1 protein-coding gene and 1 pseudogene are annotated in these 1476 nt (G+C 67.1%); one reads left to right on the top strand and one right to left on the bottom strand.

The window, feature by feature from the left end; genetic code table 11:
• Window positions 1-925, top strand: a pseudogene (locus tag ACR0B3_RS23930) (IS3 family transposase); the annotation flags it as partial.
• On the opposite strand, the gene ACR0B3_RS23925 reads toward ACR0B3_RS23930, so the two are convergent.
• Window positions 888-1364 carry a thiamine pyrophosphate-binding protein gene (locus ACR0B3_RS23925; RefSeq protein WP_480811231.1) on the bottom strand — a complete coding sequence of 159 codons (477 nt, stop codon included), beginning with the start codon at window positions 1362-1364 and terminating at the stop codon, window positions 888-890. The pseudogene ACR0B3_RS23930 and the gene ACR0B3_RS23925 overlap by 38 nt on opposite strands.
• Window positions 1365-1476: the final 112 nt, after the last annotated feature.

Genomic DNA, 1476 nt, shown 5'->3' with positions numbered 1-1476 from the left:
CCGGAATGACGACGGCCGATGTCTGCCGCAAGCACGGGGTCAGCACGGCAACGTTTTACAAATACAAGGCGCGGTTCGGCGGCCTCGAGGTATCGGACGCGCGCCGACTGAGGGCGCTCGAGGACGAGAACGCCAAGCTGAAGAAGCTGCTGGCCGAAGCGATGCTCGACAATGCGATACTGAAGGATGTCACTTCGCGAAAGTGGTAGCGCCCGGCGTCAGGCGGGAAGCGGTGGCACACGTTGTGGAAGTCCACGGAGTGAGCCAGCGACGGGCGGGCAAGGCACTGGCCGTGGATCGGTCGAGCGTGCGCTATCGCAGCGTGCGGCCTGACGATGCCGAAGCGAGGGCCGCCATGAAGGCTGTCGCGGCCGAGAGGCGGCGGTTTGGCTATCGCCGCATCCACGTGATGCTGGAACGGCAGGGGATCATGATGAACCTGAAGAAGCTCAGGCGGCTCTATCGCGAGGAGAAGCTCCAAGTGCGCCGCCGGGGCGGCCGAAAGCGGGCTCTGGGGACACGCTGGCCGATGCTGGTGCCAGATGCCCCCAACCAGCACTGGAGCCTGGACTTCGTCAGCGATGCGCTGACGGATGGCAGACAGTTCCGCGTTCTGGCCGTGGTCGACGACTACAGCCGGGAGTGCCTGGCCTTGGTGGCGGACACGTCGCTCTCTGGCCTGCGCGTCGTGCGCGAGCTCGATGCGTTGATGTTGCGCCGCGGCCAGCCTGCAATGGTGGTTTCGGACAATGGAACGGAACTGACCTCGGTGGCTGTCCTGAGCTGGTGCCAGCGCACGGGCATCGAATGGCACTACATCGCGCCAGGAAAGCCCATGCAGAATGGCTTCGTCGAAAGCTTCAACGGACGCTTCCGGGACGAGCTTCTCAACGAGTCGCTATTCTCGTCTCTGGCCGATGCCCGCGAGTAGATCCGGCCACGGCCCCGGGCACCGCGTCGGCCTCCAGCAAGGTCCGGCTCTGTTTCGTCACCGGCGCAAACAGCGCCTCCAGGTCGATGATCTGGTGGCTCTCCCGGCCAAGGCGGCCGCACCCCCCCTGCCCCGTGATGGCAATCATCGGCACGAAATCCAGCGTGGCATCGGCCACCCCGGTCACCAGGTTCGTCGCCCCCGGCCCCAGCGTGGCGAGACACGCCGCCGGTCGCCCGGTCAGCCGCCCATGCACCCCGGCCATGAAGGCCGCCGCCTGTTCGTGCCGGCACAGCACGAACGCCATCTCGCTGTCGTGAAGGGCGGCCATCAGCGCCGTGGTCTCCTCGCCCGGCACGCCGTAGACCGTGTCCACGCCCGCCGAAAACAGGCTCTCCACAAGGGCCTGAGCCCCGCTGCGCCGCCCCGCCATCACAACACGCCCTGGGCCGTGATCGCATCCGCCAGCTTGCGATAGGCCGCGATATTCGCCCCGCGCCCGTAATCGATCCGGCCATCCACGCGGCCCTCGGCGACCACGGCGC

The sequence above is a fragment of the Ruegeria sp. CE9 genome (assembly GCF_056537425.1).
This window is presented reverse-complemented; position numbering and strand designations above follow the sequence as displayed.

Bases quoted from the DNA above. Each gene is read 5' to 3' on its own strand.
- ACR0B3_RS23925 (WP_480811231.1), bottom strand. From the start codon at position 1,364: ATGGCGGGGCGGCGCAGCGGGGCTCAGGCCCTTGTGGAGAGCCTGTTT.